Raw genomic sequence first — 1,002 nt, 5'->3', positions numbered from 1 at the left:
CAGCATTTATCAAAACAATATAATGAAAAGTTTTATTATATTCCCAATGTAGTTGATACTAGCTATTTTCAACCAATACATAGCAGTAATTTTAATGTTGATGATGCTATTTTTGTATCCGTGGGCAATTTAACTGAAAATAAAAACCATAGACTAGCTATTAAAGCGTTAAAAAATCTAGTTATTAGGTTTAAGGATATAAAATTATTTATAGCTGGCGAGGGTCCTGAGAGGCAAAGTCTAGAAAGGCTAATTAGTGAATTAGGGCTTTGTAATAATGTTTTTTTATTAGGGAAATTACCTAGGAATGAAGTAAGAGAGTTACTATGGAAATCAGACTTTTTTGTACTCCCAAGTAAAAGTGAAACGTTTGGTGTTGTTCTTATTGAAGCTATGGCTGCAGGGTTGCCTATACTTTCATTACAAAATGGCGGTAGCGAATCTATTGTTAATAGTAGCGTTGGATTTATTGCTAAAGATGATAGGGAGTTCACTGATAATATGGCAAAGCTCCTTGTGACGCCATTTAATAAAGAAGAAATTATAGAGTATGCTCGTCTAAACTTTTCTCGAAGTGTTGTCTCTCATTTACTCAAGAAAGTCTACACTTTATAAATAAGGTTTAATGTGCAAAAGCTTAATATTTTAAGAAAATTGACTGTGTTTTTTACAGTCTTTTTTTTATTAACTCCAACAGTTAAGGTTCCAGGTTTTATTGGGATTAGGTTTGATGATTTACTGGCATTTTTAATAATTTTTTTATTTTTTCTATTATCTAAATCTGTAACTATCAGTGTTAAAGTACCAGTACGTGCAGGTTTAATAATCATATTTTGTTTACTAATGCTAATTTCTATTTCGTGGGGCTCAACCTATGGCCTTCCAGCTAGTATTCTTGATTTGACAAAGTATATTTGGCTTGCGAAGCTATTCGTTATTTATTTAGTTTTTTATAATTATATTTATTTTGATACTTCAGTTGATAACGTTATAGAAAGAAGA

Annotated in this window: 2 protein-coding genes; both read left to right on the top strand. The window is 30.4% G+C overall.

Going from position 1 to position 1,002, the window contains the following annotated elements; translation table 11 throughout:
• Positions 1 to 615, top strand: a 615-nt coding sequence (locus QL984_RS18450) for a glycosyltransferase (protein WP_290173247.1), incomplete at its 5' end; no start/stop codon positions are given.
• A 12-nt stretch (positions 616 to 627) separates the two neighbouring features.
• Positions 628 to 1,002: hypothetical protein (locus tag QL984_RS18445; protein WP_290173244.1), on the top strand; the 375-nt coding region annotated here is incomplete at its 3' end.

Origin of the sequence: Pseudoalteromonas sp. APC 3495 (assembly GCF_030407645.1) — a bacterium.
GTDB classification, from domain to species: Bacteria; Pseudomonadota; Gammaproteobacteria; order Enterobacterales; family Alteromonadaceae; genus Pseudoalteromonas; species Pseudoalteromonas tetraodonis.
Note: the sequence above shows the minus strand (reverse complement) of the source record. Positions and strands in the feature narration are given on the sequence as shown.